Source organism: Syntrophus aciditrophicus SB (genome assembly GCF_000013405.1).
Lineage (GTDB): Bacteria > Desulfobacterota > Syntrophia > Syntrophales > Syntrophaceae > Syntrophus > Syntrophus aciditrophicus.
Genome location: NC_007759.1, coordinates 384,490 through 408,434, shown reverse-complemented (window position 1 = coordinate 408,434; position 23,945 = coordinate 384,490). Strand labels below are relative to the sequence as shown.

Sequence of the window (23,945 nt, the reverse complement as noted above, 5' to 3'; positions counted from 1 at the left end):
TTATTGTCAGGGGTTTCACACCTTTCCTTTCAGAAGGGACCGGTACTTCAGTTCCCAGTCCCAGGCGGTTCTAATGATGAACTCCAGATCGTCGTGGCGGGGCAGCCAGCCGGTGAGGCGGCGGAGTTTCGAACTGTCGGCGATAAGTTCCGGCGGGTCTCCAGCGCGGCGCTCCGTTTCCTCGACCGGAAAATCGATCCGCGTCACCTTTTTCGCGACGTCCACCACCTCCCGAACCGAAAAGCCGTGGCCGTAGCCGCAGTTCATAATTTCCGTCTTCCCCGTCTCCACCAGATAATTCAGCGCCCGGATGTGGGCGTCGGCCAGGTCGTCCACATGGATGTAGTCGCGGATGCAGGTGCCGTCGGGAGTGGGGTAATCCGTCCCGAAGACGGACAGCTTGGGGTATTGCCCGTTGGCGGTTTTGAGCGCCCGGGTGATGAGATGGGTGGCGTCCGCGTAAGCCTGGCCGATCCGGTTCCCGGCATCCGCGCCGGCCACGTTGAAGTAGCGCAGGGCGATGTAGCGGAAGTTCTCCCTGGCATCGGCGATGTCCCGGAGCACCGTTTCCATCATGACCTTGGAGGCCCCGTAGGGATTGATGGGATTCAGAGGCAGAGATTCATCGACGGGCATCCGCTCGGGAATGCCGTAAACGGCTGCCGTGGAAGAATAGATGAGATTCCGGACGTCGTGGCGCTCCATAGCGTCCAGGAGATTCAGCGAATTAGCAACGTTGTTGCGGTAGTAACGAAGCGGCTCCCGGACCGACTCTTCCACCTGGATGGACGCGGCGAAATGAAGAACCGCCTCCGGCCGGAACGCCTGCAGGACTTCGTCCAGACGACGGGTATCTGCCAGTTCCCCCACCTCCAGCCTGCCGTAAAGGACAGCCCAGTCGTGCCCCGTGGACAGGTTGTCATAAATGAGCAGGTCATGCCCCTGCTCCCCCAGCGCCTTCACCACATGACTGCCGATATAGCCGGCCCCGCCCGTAACCAGAATCCTCATCCTCGATATCTCCTTTCGAACGGTTCACCCGAGTTTCGGTTTTTTCCTGTTCAGCCTTCTCAATGGCTGAATTTTTGCGGCAAGCCCAGCCCGTTTTGTCCATTGAGAAGGGTGAAAATCTAAATCACATTTGCATTAAAAATACCACGACTTCTTCACATGCCCTCAGCAGGAGCCCATACTTTCAAAGAAGGGGTGTGAGTTTTGATCGGCAGTGACAGCCTGGAAAACAAAAAAAACAGGGCCAATCCGGCCCTGTTTTTCCATGCGGCAAACAAATTTTGTTCAATAATTTAATTTATTCGTTCCTTTTCTGGATGTAAAAATTTAAAAATTCACACCCAAAATTCGAGTAAAGGGAAAAACCGACTTCTGCAAACGGATTTTTCCATTCCATCCGATTTTCCGGAGAGGCCGGAATATTTTCTACTCGCCCTCCGGTTTATGGCGCGGTCGAGGTCGAATACGTGACCAGGAGCTGCGGCGCCTGACTCGCCGAGCGCTCATAAGCGGAGGCGGTTCGCGTTCCTGAGCCTGTGACGATCAGCGCCAGGCTGTTGCCCGACTGCCAGCCGGGACGGCTGACGATCTCCTGTATGATAGAGATCAGGTTGGGTGTCTGCTGGTCCGGACCCGCTGCGCCCACCGCAGGCCAGGCCGCGGGAATCCAGTTCACCGCGGCGGAAGTGAGCAGCCGGCTGCTGATGTTGTAGCGGGTTGTGGTGAAGGTCGTGGCATGGTCGGCAGCCTCCCCTCGAATCACCAGGCTGCAGACCCCGGTTGTGGCGTCCTTGACCGTGAACTGAACGCGGGCATCGAGAATCGTGGCCCCATTCGGAATGGGGATGTTATTGAATCGCATGCCTACAATCTGAACCTGGGTGTCGTAAATCAGTTCGAGATCATTGCCGGTGAGATATATCCAGCCGTTCGAGGCGGTGAACTCTTCCGCATCGTCGCTGCCCAACGAAACGCGCACGGAAAAACTCTGGGGTTCTGTCCCCCCACTGTCGTTCACCGTCACAACCACATCATCGCTCGACGACAGAACGCTGTCGGAGACCGTCAGGCGCAGGATGTAGGTCCCCGCTGCCGAGAAGCTCGCCGTCGTCGCAAGCGAAGAGGCGCTGCCGAAGGTTACCGTGCCCGGCCCGCTGACTTTGCTCCACGAATAGGTGAGCGTCGCGGGCGGACTGGGCAAGCCGTCGTCCGAGGCTGTGCCGGCAAGGGCCGCACTGCCGGGTAGCGTGATCGTCTGATCTGCTCCCGCATTCACCACCGGTGCCAGGTTTGTGGATGTGGAGGACTGGACCGTCACGACCAAGTCGTCGCTCGACGACAGGACGCTGTCGGAAACCGTCAGGCGCAGGGTGTAGGTCCCCGCTGATGAGAAGCCTGCCGTTGTCGCAAGCGAAGAGGCGCTGCCGAAGGTCACTGTTCCCGGCCCGCTGACCGTGCTCCACGCATAGGTAAGCGCTGCGGGAGGGCTGGGAAGACCGTCATCCGAAGCCGTACCGGCAAGAGTCGCACTGCCGGGTAGCGTGATCGTCTGATCAGCTCCCGCATTCACCACCGGCGCCGAGTTTGCAGGTGTGGTCGAGGTCGAATACGTGACCAGGAGCTGCGGCGCCTGACTCGCCGAACGCTCATAAGCGGAGGCGGTTCGCGTGCCTGAGCCTGTGACGATCAGCGCCAGGCTGTTTCCCGACTGCCAGCCGGGACGACTGACGATCTCCTGCAGAATGGAACTCAGGTTGGGCGTCTGCTGGTCCGGACCCGCTGCGCCCACCGCTGGCCAGGCAGCGGGAATCCAGTTCACCGCGGCCGAAGTGAGCAGCCGGCTGCTGATGTTGTAGCGGGATGTGGTGAAGGTCGTGGCATGGTCGGCAGCCTGCCCTCGAATCACCAGGCTGCATGCTCCCGTTGTCGCGTCCTTGACCGTGAACTGAACGCGGGCATCGAGAATCGTTGCCCCTGCCGGAATGGGGATGCTGTTGAAGCGCATGCCCACAATCTGATCTTCACTGTCATGAATCAGTTCGAGATCATTGCCGGTGAGATATATCCAGCCGTTCGAGGAGGTGAACTCTTCCGCATCGTCGCTGCCAGCCGAAACGCGCACGGAAAAACTCTGGGGTTCTGTCCCCCCACTGTCGTTCACCGTCACAACCACATCGTCGCTCGACGATAGAACACTGTCGGAGACCGTCAGGCGCAGGGTGTAAGTTCCTGCTGATGAGAAGCTTGCCGTTGTCGTAAGCGATGAGGCGCTGCCGAAGTTCACGGTTCCTGGACCGCTGACCGTGCTCCACGCATAGGTAAGCGCTGCGGGAGGGTTGGGAAGGCCGTCGTCCGATGCCGTGCCGGCAAGAGCCGCACTGCCGGGTAGCGTGATCGTCTGATCTGCTCCCGCATTCACCACCGGTGCCAGGTTTGTGGATGTGGAGGACTGGACCGTCACGACCACGTCGTCGCTCGACGACAGGGCGCTGTCGGAGACCGTCAGGCGCAGGGTGTAGGTCCCCGCTGATGAGAAGCTCGCCGTCGACGCAAGTGAAGAGGCACTGCCAAAGGTCACCGTCCCCGGACCGCTGACCGTGATCCAGGAATAGGTGAGCGTTGCGGGAGGGTTGGGAAGACCGTCGTCCGAGGCCGTGCCGGCAAGGACTGCACTGCCGGGTAGCGTGATCGTCTGATCAGGACCCGCATTGACCACCGGAGCCACGTTATTCGAGGGTCCCAGTGGAGGGAACGATATTTCGTAAATTCGGCCGTCGTTCTCGTAAGGATCGGCCCCGTTGTCCACGCCGCGGGTCACCATGTAGAGGTTCATTTTGCCGGTAATGCTGCTGGAGGGCGCATAGGTCAATCCGGCACACATTTTCGCACCATAAGAGGTCTTGAGGCGGGAAATATCAATGTAGCGGATTAAGGTCCCACTGACGGTAGTCTCCGCGATCCTGTCGCATTTACTGCTCAGAAGATACAGATGGCCGTTGTTCGTATCGAAGGCGATCCCCTCCGGATCATGAATTCCCATAGCCTCCGTATCGAAGTGGCTTGCCTGATCATCACCCGAGGCCCCGTCAAACACGCCGTTGGCGCCCGGGGAGATATCCCAGACCTCTTCCCCCGTGCCGTCTATGACAACCAGATGGCCTCGCCAGCTGTCAAATACGACGTCTTCAGGGTCAGCAATCGCGAACAAGGAAGTCCGAAAGCTGGCGAGGATATCGTCTGCCGTATTGTAAACCCCGTCGCTTCCCGGCTTCACGATCCAGATCCGTCCCTCGTCGTCGTCGCTGACGAACAGGCGTCTGGTGGAAGGATCGTACCCGACCCCGGTGGGTTCGTTTGAAAAGGAGGTCGTCGTCAGCGTGCCCAGCAGGCTGCCCCCCAGAGTCGCTTCAAAGAGATTCTTCCCCGTGAAGTAGGGAGGCATTTCGTCGACTTCACAGTCACTGATCAGCAGGGTGTTGGAGTCCGAAAGATAGACGATCCCCGCCGGATCCGGGCTGGGCGGCGAAAACTCCGAGGTCAGGGTGATCCGCTCCAGCACGGCGGTTACGGTTTCGGCGGCCAGGACTGCCGGCTCGAAAAATCCGGAAAAAGCGAACAGGGCAGCCAGGACGGCGAGAAGATATCTTGTTGCCTTCAATTCAGCACCCCCTTCGGCAGGATCCCTCCAGTGATACAGTTAACCACGTCCAGCACGTCTTCGTCCGTCGTCGTGGGATACAGCGGCAGTGTGACAATTCCCGCGGCAACCTCTTCCGCAATCGGCAGTTTTATCCTCTGCGTATCACACTGTATTCCCGATAGGCGCTGAACCGGTGGATCAGCGGTCTTTATTTCCTTCTGACATTCACCGCGATATCATCACTGGATGACAGGTCACCATCCGAAACGGTCAACCGCAGCGTGTAGCCTCCCCCCTTGGAAAACGTTGCTGTTGTGACAGGCGACGAGGTGTTTTCGAAAGTTACTGTGCCCGGTCCCGTGACCTTGCTCCAGGTGTAAGTGAGCATCGCGGGTGGGTTGGGCAGTCCGTCGTCCGTGGCTGACCCGTTAAGGTAGGCACTGGCGGAAAGTATGATGGTTTGATCAATGCCCGCATTGACGATCGGTGCCGAATTCACCGGTGCAGTGATCGTGATCGAAACCGTGGCCGGGGTCGATCCAATCATGCCGTCATTGACAGTGAATGTAAAACTGTCCGGTCCAACATAGTATGGCGATGCCGGCGTATAGATCAGGTTGGGGGCTGACCCGCTCAGCGTGCCTTGTGTCGGCCCGCTTACCACATTGTAGGTCAGCTTATCGCCATCCGGATCGCTGCCCGTCAGAGTGATCGTTGTCGACATATTTGCGGGAGTCGTTACAGATTGGGGGTTAGCCACCGGTGCGTCGTTCACCGCCGTAATCGTGATCGAAACCGTCGCCGGGGATGAGTCCACCGTGCCGTCATTCACCTTGAAGGTGAAACTATCCGAACCACTGTAGTTGGAAGCCGGCGTGTAGATCAGATCAGGCGCTGTTCCGCTCAGCGTACCGTGTGACGGGGATGTCACCACACTGTAGGTCAGAGAATCTCCATCCGGGTCGCTGCCCGTCAGGGTAATCGCTTTCGCCGTATCCTCAGCCGTCGACACCGACTGCGCGTTAGCCACCGGTGCGTCGTTCACCGCCGTAACCGTGATCGAAACCGTCGCCGAGGCTGAGTCCACCGTGCCGTCATTCACCTTGAAGGTGAAGCTGTCCAAACCACTGTAGCCGGAAGCCGGCGTGTAAGTCAGATCAGGCGCTGTTCCGCTCAGCGTACCGTGTGACGGGGCTGTCACCACGACGTAGGTCAGTGAATCCCCATCCGGGTCGCTAGCCGTCAGGGTGATCGCTTTCGCCGTATTCTCGGCTGTCGACACCGACTGTGCATTGGCAACAGGCGGATTGTTCGCCGCCTCCGTCACTGTGATCGAAACCGTCGCCGGGGCCGAATCCGCCGTGCCGTCATTCACCTTGAAGGTGAAGCTGTCCGAACCACTGTAGTTGAAAGACGGCGTGTACGTCAGATTTGGCGCCGTTCCGCTCAGTGTGCCGTGTGCCGGGGCTGTCACCACACTGTAGATCAGTGAATCCCCATCCGGGTCGCTGCCCGTCAGGGTAATCGCTTTCGCCATATTCTCGGCTGTCGACACCGACTGTGCGTTGGCAACAGGCATCTGATTTGTGGGCTGGGATGAGGTCGAATATGTGACCAGGAGCTGCGGCGCTTGACTCGCCGAACGCTCATAAGCGGAGGCGGTTCGCGTGCCTGAGCCTGTGACGATCAGCGCCAGGCTGTTGCCCGACTGCCAGCCGGGACGGCTGACGATCTCCTGCAGGATAGAGCTCAGATTGGGGGTCTGCTGGTCCGGACCCGCTGCGCCCACCGCGGTCCAGGCCGCGGGAGTCCAGTTCACCGCGGCGGAAGTGAGCAGCCGGCTGCTGATGTTGTAGCGGGTTGTGGTGAAGGTCGTGGCATGGTCTGCAGCCTCCCCTCGAATCACCAGGCTGCAGACCCCGGTTGTGGCGTCCTTGACCGTGAACTGAACGCGGGCATCGAGAATCGTTGCCCCTGCCGGAACGGGGATGCTGTTGAAACGCATGCCCACAATCTGATCTTCACTGTCATGAATCAGTTCGAGATCATTGCCGGTGAGATATATCCAGCCGTTCGAGGCGGTAAACTCTTCCGCATCGTCGCTGCCAGCCGAAACGCGCACGGAGAAGCTCTGGGGTTCTGTCCCCCCACTGTCGTTCACCGTCACGACTATGTCGTCGCTCGACGACAGAGCGCTGTCGGAGACCGTCAGGCGCAGGGTGTAAGTCCCCGCTGCCGAGAAGCTCGCCGTCGTCGCAAGCGAAGAGGCGCTGCCGAAGGTCACCGTCCCCGGCCCGCTGACTTTGCTCCAGGAATAGGTAAGCGTCGCGGGCGGACTGGGCAGGCCGTCGTCCGAAGCCGTGCCGGCAAGGGCTGCACTGCCGGGAAACGTGATCGTCTGATCTGCTCCCGCATTCACCACCGGAGCCAGATTGTCCGAGGGCTCCAGTGGCGGGAAGGATATCTCGTAAATCCGGCCGTCGTTCTCGTAAGGATCTGCTCCGTTGTCCACGCCGCGGGTGACCATGTAGAGGTTCATTTTGCCGGAAGTGCTGCTGGAGGGCGCATAGGTCAAACCGGCGCACATGCTGGCAGCGTATGAGGACTTGAGACGGGAAATATCAATGTAGCGGATTAAGGTCCCACTGATGGTGGTCTCCGCGATCCTGTCGCATTTGCTGCTCAGCAGATACAGATGGCCGTTGTTCGTATCGAAGGCGATCCCCTCCGGATCATGAATTCCCATAGCCTCCGTATCGAAGTGGCTTGCCTGATCATCACCCGAAGCGCCGTCAAAAACGCCGTTGGCACCCGGAGAGATATCCCAGACCTCTTCCCCCGTGCCGTCTATGACAACCAGATGATCCCGCCAACTGTCAAATACGACGTCTTCGGGGTCCACAATCCCGAACGAGGAAGTCCGGAAATTGGTGAGAACATCGTCTTCCGTATTGTAAACCCCGTCGTCTCCCGGCTTCACGATCCAGATCCGTCCCTTGTTGTCGTCGCTGACGAACAGGCGTCTGGTGGAAGGATCGTAGGCGACCCCGGTGGGTTCGTCTGAAAAGGAGGTCGTCGTCAGCGTGCCCAGCAGGCTCCCTCCCAGAGTCGCTTCAAAGAGATTTTTCCCCGTGAAGTAGGGAGGCATCTCGTCGACTTCACAGTCACTGATCAGCAGGGTGTTGTAGTCCGAAAGATAGACGATCCCCGCGGGATCGGGACTGGGCGGTGAAAACTCCGAGGTCAGGGTAATCCGCTCCAGCACGGCAGTTACGGTCTCGGCGGCCAGAACTGCCGGCGCGAAAAATCCGGAAAAAGCGAACAGGGCGGCCAGCACGGCGAGGAAATATCTTGTTGCTTTCATTTCAGCATCCCTTCGGCAGGATCCCTCCAGCGGCACAGCTAACCACTTCCAGCACGTTTTCGTCCGTCATCGTGGGATACAACGGCAGTGTGACAATTCTCGCGGCGACCTCTTCCGTAATCGGCAGTTTTATCCTCTGCGCATCACCCTCTTCCCGATAGGCGCTGAACCGGTGGATCGGCGGGTAATGGATGCTGGTCTGGATGCCCCGAGACTTCATGTGCTCCATGAAGCGGAGACGGTCCGCACCCGGCGGCAGCAGGATCGGCATGAGATGCGCGGCCGATACTCCCGGGTGACTGGAAAACGGCAGAGTGACCTGCGGCGCTTCATTCCGCAGCAACTCGCGATAGAGCCGCGTAAATTCCCGGCGGCGGCGATTGTTCCTGTCCAGTCTGCCGAGCTGCACAAGGCCCATCGCCGAGCGGATTTCATCGATGCGGTAATTGTATCCCAGATCAACCACATCGTAGCTCCACGCGTGCCCTTTGTGGCGGTCCAGCGTCAGGGTGGTCATTCCGTGGGACCGGAGCAGGCGGAGCCTTTCGGCGAGGGCGTCGTCACTGGTCACCAGCATTCCCCCTTCCGCCGTGGTCATGTTCTTGTTGGAAAAAAAGCTGAAGCATCCCACGTCTCCCCAGGCGCCCAGCTTTTTCCCCTGCAGTTCGGAGCCGATCGCGTGAGCCGCGTCTTCGATCACAGCCAGGTTGTGCCGCCGAGCCAACTCCAGAATCGCGGGCATGGCGCAGGCATACCCGCCGTAATGGACGACCACAATGGCGCGGGTCCTTTCCGTCACGGACCGCTCGATCGCCTCGACCGAAATGTTCAGGTCCTGTTCCCCGGCGATATCCGCGAAGACAACGGAGGCGCCCGTGTAACGGACCGCGTTTGCCGTGGCGACGAACGTCAGCGAAGGGACAATCGCCTCTTTCCCCGGCCCCAGCCCCGCCGCCACGCAGGCAAGATGCAGGGCAGCCGTGGCGTTGGTGACCGCGACGGCATGCTTTGCCTCCACGTAGTCGGCGACCGCTTTCTCGAATTCCTGCGTTACCGATCCCATGGTGAGCCATTTGCTGCGGAGGACGCGATCCACCGCCTCGATTTCTTCATTTCCCATGTCGATGTCGGAAAGCGTTATGCGCCAGTCCATGATGTCACCCTCTGCATTCCATGCCAGGAAGGAACTGTTCGCGCATGCTTTCAAAGTCGCGCGACGCCCTCTCGTAATCATCCGGCCGCCCCAGATCTTCCCAGTAGCCGTGGAACCGGTAGCCGACCACTTTTTCGCCGGCGGCGATCAGCTTTTTCACCAGATCGGGAAAATCGAGGTATTCCCCGTGGGGGATATAGGAAAGGACCTTCGGCTCGAACACATAAACCCCCATGCTGACGGTGTAGTCATAGACCGGCTTTTCGATGTAGCCTTTCACTTCGTAGTTGCCGTTCCACTGGATGACGCCCAGGTCGATCTTCGTCTGCCTCTGATGGACGGCGATGGTCGCGGCGGCTTTCTGCTCCCGGTGAAAGCCGATCAGCTCGCGCAGGCTCAGGGTGGTTAGCACGTCGCCGTTGGTCACCAGGAACGTCTCGTCCAGGCCGTCGATCAGGGAGATCGGCCCGGCGGTTCCAAGCGGACATTTTTCGTAGCTGTAGGAAATGTCGACGCCGAATTGACTGCCGTCCTGGAAGAAGGCGCGCAGGAGTTCGGACAGATGTCCCACGGTGAGGATGACATGGTCGATCCCGGCCACTTTCATCTGCCGCAGGAGGACTTCCAGAATGGGCATGTCCCCTATGGGCATTAACGGTTTGGGAAGAATTTTTGTGTAAGGCGCGAGGCGTGCGCCTTTTCCGCCTGCCAGGACTACGGCTTTCATAGGTTGCCCTCCCTTCTATAATTCATACTATAATTCATAAACGCCGATGCGGTAATTCCCCAGATTCTCCCGAATCCAGGCGATGGTCCTGTTGAGTCCTTCATCCAGGCCCACTTCGGGCCCCCACCCGAGTTGGGAACGGGCCCGCGAATTGTCGGACAGAAGCCGCATCACCTCGGAGCCTTCCGGACGGAGCCGCTCCGGATCCAGTTCGACTGAAACGGGGACTCCGATTTTTTCGATGATTGTCCGGGCAAGAACGCCGATCGCAATCTCCGACCCCGTCCCCAGGTTGAAGGTCATGCCTTCGATGCCCTCCTTCTGCGCGGCACAGAGAAAACCGCTGACGGTGTCGTCTACGTAGGTGAAATCACGGGTGGTTTCGAGATTTCCCAGACGGATGCTCTGCCGGGCAAGCACCTGGGTGATGATCGTGGGGATGACTGCGCGGGCGGACTGGCGCGGGCCGAATGTGTTGAAGGGACGGACGGTCACCACCGGCACGCTGAAGGCGCAGAAGAAGCTCTCCGCCAGTTTGTCCGCCCCGATCTTGCTGGCGGAATAGGGGGACTGCCCCTGGAGGGGATGCGCCTCGTCGATGGGGACGCGCTGGGCGGTGCCATAGACTTCGCTGGTGGACGTGTGGATCAGGCGCTCCACGCCGAGGTCGCGGCAGGCGAGAAGCACGTTCAACGTCCCCATGAGATTCGTCTCGGCCACTTCCACGGGATGATAATAGGAATAGGGAATGGAAATGAGCGCACCCAGGTGGAACACAATCCGGCAGCCTTCCACGGCCTTGCGCACGGCATCGGAATCCCGCAGATCTCCGCCGATCAGCTCGATGCGGGAAAGAATCTCCGGAGGCGCCAGCTTGAGCAGCCCCGCGTCGGCACGGGAGTTGTAGCGGACGAAGGCCCGCACTGAAGCCCCTTCCCCGGCAAGCCGCTCCACCAGGTGACTGCCGATAAATCCACCGGCGCCGGTTACCAGCACTTTCTTATCCGCCCAGAAACTTCCCATGTGATCTTTCCCTCCTGTTGTGATGAAATTCCCGCAGAACTGCAGACCTCTGCATAGATCAAGGAAGCGTTACTTCCCGTCGGCCGGCGTCTCCACGTGGGAGCGGATTCTGGCCAGACAGTGGCGACACTGAAAGCTGTCGAGGGCAGGCGTCGAAGGGCCGCCCGACACGGCCCGGGACAGACCTTCCATGGAACCGTAGAGGTCGGGCGCAACGGCGATCCTGACGGGAATGTCCTTCAGGGCTTCGCGCAATAGACTATAGCTTGACTCATCGAGGCGATGGTCCGCCAGGATGACTAAGCCGACATCCTTTTCCTTAACGATCCCGGCGATGTTATTCGTTTCGCCGACCACTTTGACACCGTAGACTTTCATCCCCTGCGAAAAGAGGTCATCGTCGATGATGCCCGCAACCTGATACTTCAGGGAATAGGACGGATGATCAAGGAGCCAGAGGACGTGCTCGGCGGTCCGCCCGGAGCCCACGATCAGGACGCGTTCCGCCGTGGCCTTCGCCTTGGTCCGGCGGATCACGATGCTCCGGAGCAGCCCGATCAGCACGCGGCTCCGGTAACGGGCGAGCAGCATTCCCGTCAGGAAGAAGATGGAAGACATCAGTATCAGGATCCGTCTCAGGTCGGATGTAATCCCTACCGCGAAATGGATCGCCACCACGGCCGCCGTGGCGATAAGCCACGCCATGGTGAGACGGGCGGCATCGCGGTTGGTGGCCTTGTCCCAGCGGGTCAGATTGGCCCCCGTCTTGACGGCGATCAGGCTGTAGAGCGCCAGGTAGGCAAAGGCCATCTCCAGCAGCGCGATCCAGTCTATTCTGATGGGAGCGACGTCCCGCAGCAGCATGACCGAAATCCCGATCGAGAAAAGCAGAACAAGAAAGTCCAGAATATACCAGCTCACGTGGCGCTTGATCAGGCGGGTAACTGGACCCACGATCAAAAACGATTCCGGAGGGGAATAGGCCCTAAGCCGGGGCAGTAAAAGCAGGACCGTCCAGAGCATCGTATCGAGATCGAGCAGGAAGGAGCGATGGCGCACGTAGAGCTGGTCAAGCCGGATCTTGTTGGGGCTCAGGTCGCACAGATACTGATTGATGAGATTGTCGGCGCACAGCAGGCTTTCCTCGTCCCGATACATGACGGAGGAAGGACTGGTGATGCCGGGGCGGACGGACAGGATTTCCCGCGCCACCTCAGCTGGCCATTCCGTGGCGAGTGTCGGGTCTTCGGGACGCGGACCGACCAGGCTCATCTCCCCTTTGAGGACGTTCCAGAACTGTGGGAACTCATTCAGCTTGGTGTCCCTCAGCCAGTGCCCGAGCGGTGTGACCCGGATGTCGTCCTGCGCGGTGACCCTCGGGCCGGCATAGCTCTGGGGATTCTCGTACATGGTGCGGAATTTGAGGATCTTGAAGCACTTCCCTCCCCGCCCGACGCGCGCGCCTCGATAGAAGACGGGACCGGGTGTTTCGCGCGTGATCGCCAACGCGATGAGGGCAAAAAAAGGCGCACAGAGAACCAGCACCGTCAACGAGACGACGATGTCGAAAATTCTCTTGAAGAAATCACTAACGGGTTTGGCTTCCTGCTTTAAAACACCCGAAATGCTGATGCTGATTCCCATGGCCCGCCCTCGTAACCGCAACCCCTTTTACAGCGTAAAAACTCACTCTCATTAAGGCCTGGATGAACACTTTCTGACGACATCAGTTTCCCGGGTCAGCCTGCGGAGTTCCTTGATCATTTCCTCCTGAACCGTTTCCCCTCTCCGAATTCACCTCCCTGGCGATTCTTGCTCTTTGAAGATCAGGGAAAAGAGCTGACACGGGCAGTCAGTTCCTTGCTTGCCGATTTAACAACGTTGACTGTAACCTGCTTTTTCAGGACCTGGGCTCTCCTCCGCATGTCCGCAGGGAAGAGTGTGTGGAATCGTTTGAACGAATTCTGGAATTTCTGAGATGCTGCAGAAGATCAAGCCGTGTCGAAATCACTGGAATGCTTTTCGGGAAGCAGCGATACAGTTGCCGAAAACGTGATCCGTGATCGTAATGACCGTGTGAACTGCGGTTTGAACCGTTACTGAACGATTACGTCCTGTGCTGCGTCTGTCTCAATTTTCCTTATAATAACAATCTGATCAGCCGGATGCTATCGGGGAGAGTCTGATTTTAAACTTCCAAAAACCTTACTTGTAGGGATGAGACAGGAGGGTAACCATAGCAAGTGACCGTTTATACGGACATTTTATCACGTTTGATATCTATCGCTTTCCTCTGCCTTTTCTTCGGAGGAAACAGCGAGCAGAACGCCCACCATGCACATGATCCCTTTGTCTAAAAAGGAAACGGCTGCGGTATCGATCATGAAAAGAGTCGCCACGAGCAACAGGAGGCGGATGCAAAAATCCTTGGACTGTTTCAGCGCGTTGCACGCGATTATGACGTACAGGGCGTAAAAGAAGATCAACGCGATAATGCCGCCGGATACGGCAAGTTCAATATAATTGTTATGGGCATAGGAACCGGTTTTACTGAGAGTCGCAAACTGATTGAGTCCATATCCGAATACAGGCGCTTTCTCCCACAGGTTCAGGCCGAAATCGATCATGGACAGTCGCGCGTTGATGGAGGCATTCTCTCCGGCAAAAGCGGTCAGAATCCGGTCAATCGCGACGATCTGTGTGCTGTATTTCGCGGCAATTGCCGTAAGGCCCCCGTAAAGCGCCAGGACAGCCGCGGCGGCCGCGGAGAGATAGGCCAGGATTCTGACCATGCTGAGCTTCACCAGGTGGTTCATGAAAACCAGGGCGAACAATGCCATCGCCATCAGGACGCCTTTGATCGACCCCGTGATATACATTCCGTACAGCACCAGGAATATTCCCAGCGCCCGGACCTGTCGACTGAAGCGCTCGGGGTAGAGCCATATCAGAAATGCAGCCAGGGCCATACTGATGGCAAGGGCGTTGGCGTTTCCCATCAGTCCCGAGTAACGTCCTATGGCTTCAACATCATGACTGGATGTTTCCACTCCGGCGAAGATAGCCACAACATTGATAATCGCGGCGGCGATCGCTCCATAGGTTAACGCTTTGTAGGATAGCATTCTGTTTTGCAGAGCAATGCCGATCGATAGCGTCCCCAGAAATACCGTGGTAAGAGTGCTGAGTCTGTAGATGGGCACATTGCTCAAAGCCAATGCGGGCAGGGCGAGATAAAGGTAAAACAGCGTCAACACGAGCATCCAGAGCGACAGTTTGAGTTTTCCCATGCTGAGAATCAGCATCGCCAGAAGCATCACGGATGCATAAAGCGCCAGGCGCGACAGACTCGGGATGGCGCTCAGGCCGAAGGCAACGATGACATAAACGAAGGCTGCCCCGGATATCGTCCAGACATAGAACGAGGAATATTCCGATGCAGACTCCGACGTAGACTCTACTGGTGAAATTTCTAACTGACTCATGATCCGACTCCTGAACTCCTAAGTAATTGCCCTGTGAACCCGACGGGAAATGCTCTCCCGCTGCTCCGGCGTCAGGCCTCCAAAGAAAGATAACATCAGAACGACCGCACCGGCAAATGCCGCGGAAAGGAAAAAGCCGATCCAGCTGTGCAAACCCGGCCAGCGCATCGTCTGCAGCAGGTTATCGAGAAAAAGCGCGCTGCCGAACAGCAGGATCGTGACCAGCATGGGTCTGACCACGCCTTTCATCTGCGCGGACAGCGGAATATCCAGAAAGCGGCTGATGAGCAGGGGATAGCCCGCTGTTAAAATCAGGCGGCCACTCATGATTCCGAGGCACAAGCCGACAACTCCCATATGAAAGTATCCTACCATCACGCTGGCGGCGGAAATCGAAATGGCTACAGACAATAAACCCAGCAGGACTTTTTGGCTGAGGTTAAGAGTCAGGTCGATGATGTTGGCGTCGCTTCGGATGAAAATCAGCTGCATAACCCCGACGACGATCAGCAGATGAGGCAGGGCGCCGGAAAACCGGCCCGTTCCCACCCATAGTTCGAGAAAAGACCGGTTCAACAGCAGGACGCTTGCGCCGATAACCGTTACAACAAGCCAGACAAAGGACAGAATCTCGCTGCGCAGGCGGACGGCTCTTTTCAGGTCGCCGGCGCCGATAATGCCGCCCAGCCCCGGCATGATGGCGAAGATGATGTTGGCGATAATGCTGATCATCATCTCAGGAACGTATTTGGTGAGGGAATAGTTCGTCACCGCCACAATCGAGCTGCACAGCCCCAGAACCACGACATCACTGGCGATCAGCAGAGTCGTTACGAGATTCCAGCCGAGAAACCAGCCGCTGCGTCCCAGCATGACGTGCATATCCGTTTTCAGGGGCTTGGCGAATCCAAACCATTTCACGTAACGGCTGACAATCAGAAACAGGACGATGCCCGCCAGAACCGTTTTCAGCAGAACGGAAAAACTCACGCCGACAATGCCGGTTTTGAGATAAATGGCAAACCATGTCACCCCTCCCCCGAACAGAACCAGACCGGCCGTGATCCCCATGCGCTTGTAGCCCAGATTTTCACCCTGCAGAACCCCCTGGGGTATCGATGAAAGCGCGTCCAGCAGGATGTTTGACACAAGCACGAAAGCGACAACGCGCACGGTCCAGACAAATTCGGCGGGCGCCTTGATCCAGACGGGGACAAACCAGGCAACGATGCAACCCAGTCCGAGCACGACCGGGAGGAAAATCGCCCATACGGCCAACGCACTGCCGACATAGCGTCGTTTCTGCTCATAGTCCGATGAAGCCTGCTGATTGGCCAGCGTCCATTTCAACGCGTGAGTCGGGCGGCCGCTCGCCGGCGAGAGGTAGCCGATCAGACGACTCAAAACCTGCCACAGTCCGAACGAATAATCTCCGAGCCCTTTCACCATGTACGGCGTCAGAAAAAAACCGACAAGCAAAGACGTAGCATACTCCAGCATGGACGCCAGGGTATTGAGATAGGCCTTCTTGGTCAGGGTAGTGTCCGCCAGCAGGCCGGAGACAAATTCCAATGGGCGGTTAAGACTCGAAATAGGCATCATCTCTGCTTTTTGATGGAATTTAGAAACAGTGTCCGGATTTTTTCTATCGTGTCGCCCAGGGACAGCTGGGAGGTATCGAACTCAACCACGTTCAACTCACGGGAACAGGCGCGCAGGGATGAGAGGGTTTCGTTCTGCGTCCGGCGGCACATCGCCAGAAACCGGACAGCCTCCTCATCGCCGTATGTCTTGATCCGATGGTTTTTCGTTTCCCTTGTTCTCACGCGTTTCAGCAGAAGATGGTCGGGCGCGTCGAGACAAACGATCACATCCAGGATTTCAGCCCAATCCCGACAGGTCCGATCCCACCAGGAAGAAGCCGTGGAGCGCAGATTTTTATGACCGAATCGCAGCAGATCGGACAGCATGTGAACAGGTCCCTGGTCCAGAACAATCACTTTGCCCTCTCCTGAATCCGCGTCTCTCAGCCGCCGGCGCCATCCCTTGAGGATGGTCATGGCCACCATCTGCTGAGGCGTAAGCGCCCGGTCGCTTCTGTCAAGGGCAACCGCGGCGAAAACGGGAAACAGCAGAAGCGCATTCCAGAGATAAAAACCGGAATTTCTTCCGTCGCGGATGTATGGGACCTCACCGATCCGGATGTTTGCATTGGATTCGCTCAACGCTCTGGTCAAAGTCGATTTTCCCACTCCGGCGGGGCCGGCCAGCTCAACGATAAGGAGGGGCTTTTTCATGGTATATGAACAGGCGCCGGCTGCAAATAAAACAATCTCGACATCTCCAGGGCTGTACAGGATTTATTTCCGATTCAGCGGGTCAGGGGCGGCGCAACGGATCTTTAAAGATGAGGGAGCTTTCATCCAGGTTCAAAACGGCTCTTTTTTTGTCCTCCCGGTTCAATAATTTCGTTTTTGCATTCAAGGGAGCAATTTTTTTTAAATAACTCTCCGTATCCGTTACGAATTTAGCCGGATTTCCCGCCACGACGGTGTTGTCAGGAACGGACTTGGTTACGACGCTCTCCGCGCCGACGATGCAATTCCTGCCGATGGTCACCCCCGGCAGGATCGTCGCGTTGTTCCCGATAAAGGTATTGTCGCCGATCCTGATTTTCCCGAATACATCCAGATCGGGAATTTTTTCTCGAAAAACCCATACGGCTCCATCATGGGTGACAAATTTAACCCCCAGGGTTACATGAACATGGTTTCCGATCTCGATGAGGTAAGGTTCAGCTCCCCAGCTGTAGGTGCTGATTCTGCAATTTTCCCCAATGGTTACACCCAGCCGTCTTGCATACCGCATCGGACCGAGAAGCATGAGTATATAGTTGAAGACCTGCTTAATCATATGAAATTGAAAATTTTGTTCCGGGTTGGGGAGTTGGGGTTGGATTTCGGTTTTAAAATCGGCTGGAAGGAAACGGCGGTGTTTCCCTTCTGGTTGCGGAAAGGCCCTTTCTCTTTTTTATGATGCGCCGGTCCGTTTTTCCGGACCGGCGCTCCCTGATGATCTTACGGCGAAACTTTCAGACCGCTGGGGGAAGATGGCGGCACAGAAGAGGTTGTCTGCGATGAGGTCGTTGAATAGGTCGTTGATGACGCCGCGCTTCCGCTCCCGTTTAAAAATTCCTCTAAATTCGAATATCCGTTGCCGTTCGAATCCAGACGCGCATCTGCCGCATTATTGGGATTGAGGCCTTTCGCGGTTTCCCACGCATCAGGCATCCCGTCGCGGTCTGAATCCTTATACCCTGTACCTGCTGAAATGGACAGCCATCCGCCGACGTTCGAGGGATCATTAATCAGGCCGTCCCCGTATGAAGCCTTTCCATTTTTAACATCATTGATCACCCTGGCATCATGGGCGTCTCTCCGGTTTGTCCAGGTGCCGTCTGCATTGAGCATCCTGCTGTTTCCCGCCCCGCCATCGGCAATAACGTCCGCATAGGCCTGCGCGGCCGACGTCTCCTTAATTGAAGGCTGAGAATATCTGCTTCCTGCCAGGTATCCTCTCGATCCGGATTCCACGCATAAATTCTGCGCCAGGGAATCGGAAGTTCTGTATGAATCGATATTTCCCTCCACATACATGCCGAAGGAGATTGAATTCGGCGTATATTTCCAGACTTGAACGGTATAGGGCTTTGTCGCGCTGTGGGGACCGGCTTTCGAATAGTTCTTGATAATATTATACGCCGCCCTCGTATATTCGCCGCGATCGTAAATCGAATGGGTGCGGGACTTCGCGTTATAGGTGACGTTGTTGACGCTCTGTCCGGCGCCGGCTAAATCGAACAGGGGATTTCTGTCTCCGTTGTGAGCCAGAAGATTGTGATGAAGGGTGATGTTATAAGCACCGCCGGCAGTAGCGTCGTTGTTCATGTATCTCCCCGCAAACATGCCCCCTTTGCTGTGGCATCCTTTGGAATGGGTGCTGCAGTTGAGCCCCTCGTAGATCATGTTCCACGAAGCCGTCATATTGTAAACCCTGTATTGCTGCCCCAGGCATTCGTCGGTGCCCCAGCTGATCGAACAATGATCCACAACAATATTGTAAACATCATTGCTGTTGTGTTTGGATACCGACACAGCATGATTCTCGCCGCCCGGCCCCCGCCTGAAGGTGAGATATCGCACGACGACATCATGAGTCGCGATGTTGAAATCCGCCCCTTTGATGGTAATCCCGCCGCCTGGAGCGGTCTGTCCGGCGATGGTGATGTAGGGATTGGATACGTTCAACGTGGACGACAGGGTGATCGTCCCGCCGGTTTTGAAAATGACGAACCTCGGTCCGCTGGCCTGAACGGCGGCCCTGAGACTGCCGGCGCCGCTGTCGTTCAAATTCGTTACTTCATAGACACTGAATGAGTAAGGACCCGCAGAGCTCCCTCTCCCTCCGATGGTGTTTGCTCCATAACCTTCCGCTCCCGGAAAAGCGACAACGGCAAAGCTTTCCATTGGCAGCAGCACCAGACAAATCATCAACATCCATTTCACGATCTTCTTCATGAACTTTTCTCTCCTCTCACCAGGGACACGAGCCGCATCTGTGGAGGCGCCTGTCGGGGTGAAGACCGCCCCTTACAGCCGCCCTTCAAAAGCAGGTCCGGGTCACTGGTAATCCCGCGAATTTTCCTGAACGCAGGAATCTTTGAAAAAATTGATTTTCCGTTTCAGGAAAGCCCGCTTTTCGATCGATCGAAATGGCGAACAGGCAGAAATGCAGAAACAGGAGAAATTGAAGTTTAATGGCAGTTTAACAGAATTCTGACAGAGTACAGCAGGGAGATATAGAGATGCGTTCTCATCGCTGTGCACCAGAGATACGATGCACATCAAACAGGTGAATTTTAACTGGTCACTCTAACTCATAATCCAGCTCAATCAGAGCCGCTGCGGCGCTGATCCGGCTTTCCATCTTACGCTTACCGCGGGTTTGTACTGAAAAAACTTTCTCTTGTCAAGCGTTCTTAACCCAAAAAAATGCGGCAAACAATTCAGATACGGGAAAAGCACTCCTTAAGTATTGATTATAATTGAGACATTTTTACAGGTAACGCCAGATCAGCGACTGAACCTGAGCAAGAACTTCTTCTTTCGGACGGCTGGAATCGACTACGCAGGCCGATGTTTTGCTCCAATCGTATTCCCAGATCGAAGTGGACCGGGCACGAACGGATACCGCCGTTTCATCCGTCTTTCGCTGAACGGCAATCTCCGGATTCAGCCTTAAAACGATCAACAGATCGGGCGACATCATTTTTTCATAGCAGGAAGCCTCAATCCTTATAAGCCAGTTCATGAAAAAGTTCGACCTGTTGAACGCTTTCGCCATCATCTTGCATCTGGGACCGTCCATGGTCAGCAGATCAGCGAGGAAATAACGATCGCAGATGACCAGCCCGCCATTGGAGGCGAAGCGCCGCGCCTTGAGGTAAGTTAAATAGCGGTCATAAGCAAGAAAGACCATCCGGATCAGAAAGGGATATCCAGGGAATTCGGCCTCTTCGGCGTACAAATCCGCCGTAGCGGGATACAGGCCCAGCATCGTGCCGATTTTCAGAAATCCCGACCCCAAAATGGTTGTCCGGGACCTTGCGGGCTTGCCCATGTGCAGTTTCATCACATCGAATTTTCTGCCAAGCCATTTATGGACTTCCTCGATTACGGTTGTCTTGCCCGCGCCGTCCCCGCCTACAATGGCGATCAGCAACCCCCCGTGGGTGACGCGCCGCTTAAAAGTCCGCCGAAGGATGCGTGATTGAACAGGCGCCCACAGTCGGCGCGAAAACTTCGAGACGATATCGAGAGCCTGCGGGTAACGGGAGCAGGCTTCCAGTCTCCGTTGAAGGCGCTGTCCCGTCCAGACGCGTTTTGCAAGGGGACAGCCCGGCTTCAGTGATTGCAGGCAGGCATCGAACAAATCCTGATCAAGATACGGCAGGCACTCTCTCAGCACTTCGCCGACTTTCCCCAGATTCTCCGGAGTCGCCAGATAGGCGAGTTCGCGGTACTCGGAAGGGGAGAGGCTTCCATGCCGCAAAAGAACCGAATCCCAGCTGATATGTTTGAACGCCATCCGCAGAACAAAAATCACCAGTTCAAACTCGGGGGCCGGAACGCGGAACAGCTCCGTCTGCACAGATGAATCCAGATAAGCCCGCTCGATCGGAATCCGATAATTCTTTGACAGATCGCTTCCCAATACCAGTTGATAATGGGCGTGGACATGAATCAGGCGTCCGGTTCCGGTATCGAAACCATAATAATTAAGGATGCCCGGAAGTCTTCCATCCATATCCGACCGCGCTTCGCGAAAATCGAGGCGGTATAAGATTTCGGTGAGCTTCCGCACATCGGCGCGGCCGATCAGCAGGTCAAGATCATTGTCGCCGCTGGCGGAACGATCAAGGGCCTCGTTGCTTTTCCAGTGGCAATAATCGACTTTTTCTTCCGCCAGCGCGCCGCAAAGGTCTTCTACAATCTTGAGTGTTTTCTGATCAGTCATCATTCATCAGCCCGGAAACCCTGCTTTTTTCATCAACTCTTTATGAATTGACAGCGTTTCGTCGTTAAATCTCATGCCGATCCGTTCAGCCGGAACGCCGCCCCAGATGGAATATGCCGGTATATTCTTAGTGACCACCGCTCCCGCAGCCACCACAGCCCCTTCTCCGATGGTTACCCCTTTCAGAATCGTGGCATTCGCTCCGATCCAGTTGTCTCCTTCAAGAACGATATCCCTGTCATTTTCGGGCAGCTTTTCATCATTGGTAATTGAATTCATATAACGTCCCGCAACATCCATCCGATGGCCGCCGGTGATCATCGTCACACCGGGTCCGAACATGGTGTGGCTTCCAATTCTTATCCTGGCGCGGGTGCACAGAAACAGAGCGTTGGGACCGACAGTGACGTCATCGCCAATATAAACATTCTGCCAGGTCATTTTGCATCCTCTCTGCAATAAGACATTCTTCCCGCATGACGCCAGCATGGCTTTCTTCCAGGGCATGATGGTCAACCGGTAAGGCGCCTCACAGAGAATTTGACACAAGGTCCATGTGAACCTTGCCGTATTTCCTCTCATCGTTGATGACCTCATCATAAATCCCGATCAGACATTCCATGACTCTGTTGATTAAATACGCATCCCTGACTTTATTTACATTCCAGCGGGACATGCGTTCTCTCACGGATGCCGGGCTAATTGATCTCAAGGAATGCACGATGTCCGGGACGCTCCCGGCGCGGACAAGCATCCCGCCGGAATCCTCGATCATGTCCGCGTTTGCTCCCACCCCGGTGGCGATAATCGGCACTCCTCTCGCCATGGCTTCCAGCATCGCATTGGAAAATCCTTCGGTATAGGATGGAAACAAAAAAACATCCGCTTCATCCAGCAGATCCCGGATCTCTTCGTGAGGGATCTGCTTCCGCAGCAGCCTGACGTTGCCCGGGGCATTCAGAGAAGAAACTTTATCTTCCACCGGCCCGGCCAGAATGAATTCGGTTCCGGGAAAATCCGACGCAGCCGAGACAATCTCTTTCGCTCCCTTTGATTCCAGAACATTGCCGACAAACAGGACTTTCCTGATCTCGGGAGAGATAGGTTTCGGCTGTTCGATGACATAATCATCATCAATGAAATTGGCCACCTGGCGGCTGTCTCGCCGGGCGTGCTTCAGTACGAACTCCTTTGAAGGGCTGTTCAATACAAGAATGGAATTCGCTGACGCCGCCAGCTTTTTGAAAAAGTACAGGCTGAGTCTGCTGTTATTGATCTGATCTTCGATATTGCAGCGGAAATGCACAATCACAGGAATACCCTTCTTCTTAACCGCCAACGCGCACAGGTAATCCCGCATGATGCCGAACCGGCCGCAGGGCGAATTCAGATGAACGGCGTCCGGGCGGCACATGGAAATTTTCCGCTTCAACTCCGTCAATATCCGGCGGGTTCTCTGAATCTCGGAGGAAATCTCCCTCTTGCTGCCCAGGTGCGTGGCTCTGCCTCCGATGACCGCGTTATTCACGACTTCGGCGCAAATGGAATGATCTTTCGCCCATTCAACATATTTTTCCGTCCAGGTGGTAATCCCTCCAGGCGGCGGCGGCAAGGGAGAAATCAGCAATATTTTCATAGTTGAACCTTCGTACTCTTCCATAGGGGGACCGGACGGTTCATTTTTCGTTTTCAATCATCCGAATGGCCGATTGAGGAATCGACTCACACCAGTGAGGAATGATCGTCTGTTCTCTCCGCATCGCCGACTCAAGGACACGGCGGTAGTGGGCGGCAAAACGCTCCGGATTGAACAGGATAACAGCGCGCTTGCGGGACTTCTCCCCCATCAGTTTCCTATCGTCGCCGCTCAAGGCCGCGAAACGAAGTATTGCGCGGGCCATGTCGGCCGGGTCCCGCGGGTCGAAGAGAAATCCGTTGTCTCCCTCCCTGACGAGGTTTTCCGCGTCGCACACATTGCTCATCAAAACCGGCCTGCCGCACGCCATTGCCTCGCAGACCACATTGGGAAGACCTTCATAAAAAGACGGGAGGATCAGCGCATCGGCCCGGCGATAAACCGCGGCCACGTCGGAAGTGGGTTCACTGAAGATAAAGCGGTCCTGAATCCGGAAGGTTTCGATGCGCCGTTTTGCCTGCTCAAAAGGTCCCGTATCCCCGGGCCCGTTCTTTCCGGCATCGAACCGGCCGAACCATTCGATCGTAAAATCGAGCTCAGGAGCGGCCTGTACCACCTGATGCGCGGCTTCCACGAGTCCCAGCAGGTTTTTTTTCAATTGATGACTTGCCAGGACAACAAAGCGCAATCGTCCATCCCCTGCGGGAACAGGGCCCTGGAGCGGTGAAAAATACTCGAGATCCAGGGCGTTGTAGATGGTGACCACCTTGCCGGTCAATCCCGGCACCGCTTTTTCGATCAGCAGACGGTTGGTATGGGAGTTCGTCGTGACGTAGTCAGCAAGGCCGTGCAGGTATCGGCGAAAGCGTGCGAATCCCATGGAACTGCCCGGAACAGCCAGCCGCTCCGATACCACAAGCCCCCACCTCCTGCGGGGAAGAGCGGCGATTTCGGCATAGAGGGCGGGGGCGTTCAAAAAGGCGAGAAGGACATCGAATTTTCTGGCCCTGATGCTTTTTCGCAGGCTGAAAACTTTCGTAAACCGCCCCCCGCCCCTGACGGTTTCGACATTGATGCCGGCTTCCGCAAGGACCGGGATAAAGAAATCGCTTTCATGATAGGTCAGCACCTCCACATCGACACCCGACTTTTTCAAGTGCCGAGCCAGGAATGTCAACTGTCGCTGAGCCCCTCCCGATCCCAGATAATCAATAAAGCACAAAAGACGCATCACGCATTTCCTTCTTCATCGGGGAGAAACCCTCCGAGCCCATCGGAGAAAGCCGGCGATCTCTTCCCCATCCTCCGGCAGGGCTCGAATTTTTACACC

At 56.4% G+C, this 23,945-nt stretch carries 16 protein-coding genes; all 16 read right to left on the bottom strand.

Going from position 1 to position 23,945, the window contains the following annotated elements:
- Positions 1-15: 15 nt before the first annotated feature.
- Positions 16-1,011: a UDP-glucose 4-epimerase GalE gene (galE, locus tag SYN_RS01930; protein ID WP_011416316.1), complete on the bottom strand. Its 996-nt coding sequence runs from the start codon at positions 1,009-1,011 to the stop codon at positions 16-18.
- A 442-nt stretch (positions 1,012-1,453) separates the two neighbouring features.
- Entirely contained in the window at positions 1,454-4,669 is a 3,216-nt protein-coding gene (locus SYN_RS01925) for a PKD domain-containing protein (RefSeq protein WP_011416314.1), read from the bottom strand.
- A 190-nt stretch (positions 4,670-4,859) separates the two neighbouring features.
- Positions 4,860-8,015: an Ig-like domain-containing protein gene (locus tag SYN_RS16465; RefSeq protein ID WP_041584612.1), complete on the bottom strand. Its 3,156-nt coding sequence runs from the start codon at positions 8,013-8,015 to the stop codon at positions 4,860-4,862.
- Between the two features lies 1 nt (position 8,016).
- A complete protein-coding gene (locus SYN_RS01915) occupies positions 8,017-9,168 on the bottom strand; it encodes a DegT/DnrJ/EryC1/StrS family aminotransferase (RefSeq protein ID WP_041584611.1) in 1,152 nt (383 codons plus the stop codon).
- A gap of 4 nt (positions 9,169-9,172) precedes the next feature.
- Entirely contained in the window at positions 9,173-9,895 is a 723-nt protein-coding gene (locus SYN_RS01910; RefSeq protein WP_011416311.1) for a sugar phosphate nucleotidyltransferase, read from the bottom strand.
- A gap of 27 nt (positions 9,896-9,922) precedes the next feature.
- Positions 9,923-10,918 (bottom strand): SDR family NAD(P)-dependent oxidoreductase, encoded by a 996-nt coding sequence (locus SYN_RS01905; RefSeq protein ID WP_011416310.1) that lies wholly within the window; start codon positions 10,916-10,918, stop codon positions 9,923-9,925.
- 69 nt (positions 10,919-10,987) lie between these two features.
- The gene (locus tag SYN_RS14940) at positions 10,988-12,562 is read right to left on the bottom strand and encodes a sugar transferase (RefSeq protein ID WP_049749867.1); all 1,575 of its coding nucleotides are present in this window, start codon (positions 12,560-12,562) and stop codon (positions 10,988-10,990) included.
- 623 nt (positions 12,563-13,185) lie between these two features.
- The gene (locus tag SYN_RS01895) at positions 13,186-14,403 is read right to left on the bottom strand and encodes an O-antigen ligase family protein (protein WP_011416307.1); all 1,218 of its coding nucleotides are present in this window, start codon (positions 14,401-14,403) and stop codon (positions 13,186-13,188) included.
- A gap of 18 nt (positions 14,404-14,421) precedes the next feature.
- On the bottom strand, positions 14,422-16,005 hold the full coding sequence (locus SYN_RS01890) for an oligosaccharide flippase family protein (RefSeq protein ID WP_011416306.1): 1,584 nt from the start codon (positions 16,003-16,005) through the stop codon (positions 14,422-14,424).
- Complete coding sequence (locus SYN_RS01885) at positions 16,002-16,700, bottom strand: AAA family ATPase (RefSeq protein WP_011416305.1); 699 nt, start codon at positions 16,698-16,700, stop codon at positions 16,002-16,004. Before SYN_RS01885 ends, SYN_RS01890 begins: the two co-directional genes overlap by 4 nt.
- An 82-nt stretch (positions 16,701-16,782) precedes the next feature.
- A complete protein-coding gene (locus SYN_RS01880; RefSeq protein WP_011416304.1) occupies positions 16,783-17,316 on the bottom strand; it encodes an acyltransferase in 534 nt (177 codons plus the stop codon).
- A 164-nt stretch (positions 17,317-17,480) separates the two neighbouring features.
- Complete coding sequence (locus tag SYN_RS01875) at positions 17,481-18,980, bottom strand: pectate lyase family protein (protein WP_011416303.1); 1,500 nt, start codon at positions 18,978-18,980, stop codon at positions 17,481-17,483.
- 538 nt (positions 18,981-19,518) lie between these two features.
- The gene (locus SYN_RS14935) at positions 19,519-20,982 is read right to left on the bottom strand and encodes a cytoplasmic protein (protein WP_011416301.1); all 1,464 of its coding nucleotides are present in this window, start codon (positions 20,980-20,982) and stop codon (positions 19,519-19,521) included.
- A gap of 3 nt (positions 20,983-20,985) precedes the next feature.
- Positions 20,986-21,420, bottom strand: coding sequence for an acyltransferase (locus tag SYN_RS16900; protein ID WP_308733026.1), 435 nt, complete (start codon positions 21,418-21,420; stop codon positions 20,986-20,988).
- Between the two features lie 88 nt (positions 21,421-21,508).
- A complete protein-coding gene (locus tag SYN_RS01860; protein WP_041584609.1) occupies positions 21,509-22,615 on the bottom strand; it encodes a glycosyltransferase family 4 protein in 1,107 nt (368 codons plus the stop codon).
- A 40-nt stretch (positions 22,616-22,655) separates the two neighbouring features.
- Positions 22,656-23,846, bottom strand: coding sequence for a glycosyltransferase family 4 protein (locus SYN_RS01855; protein ID WP_041584608.1), 1,191 nt, complete (start codon positions 23,844-23,846; stop codon positions 22,656-22,658).
- Positions 23,847-23,945: the final 99 nt, after the last annotated feature.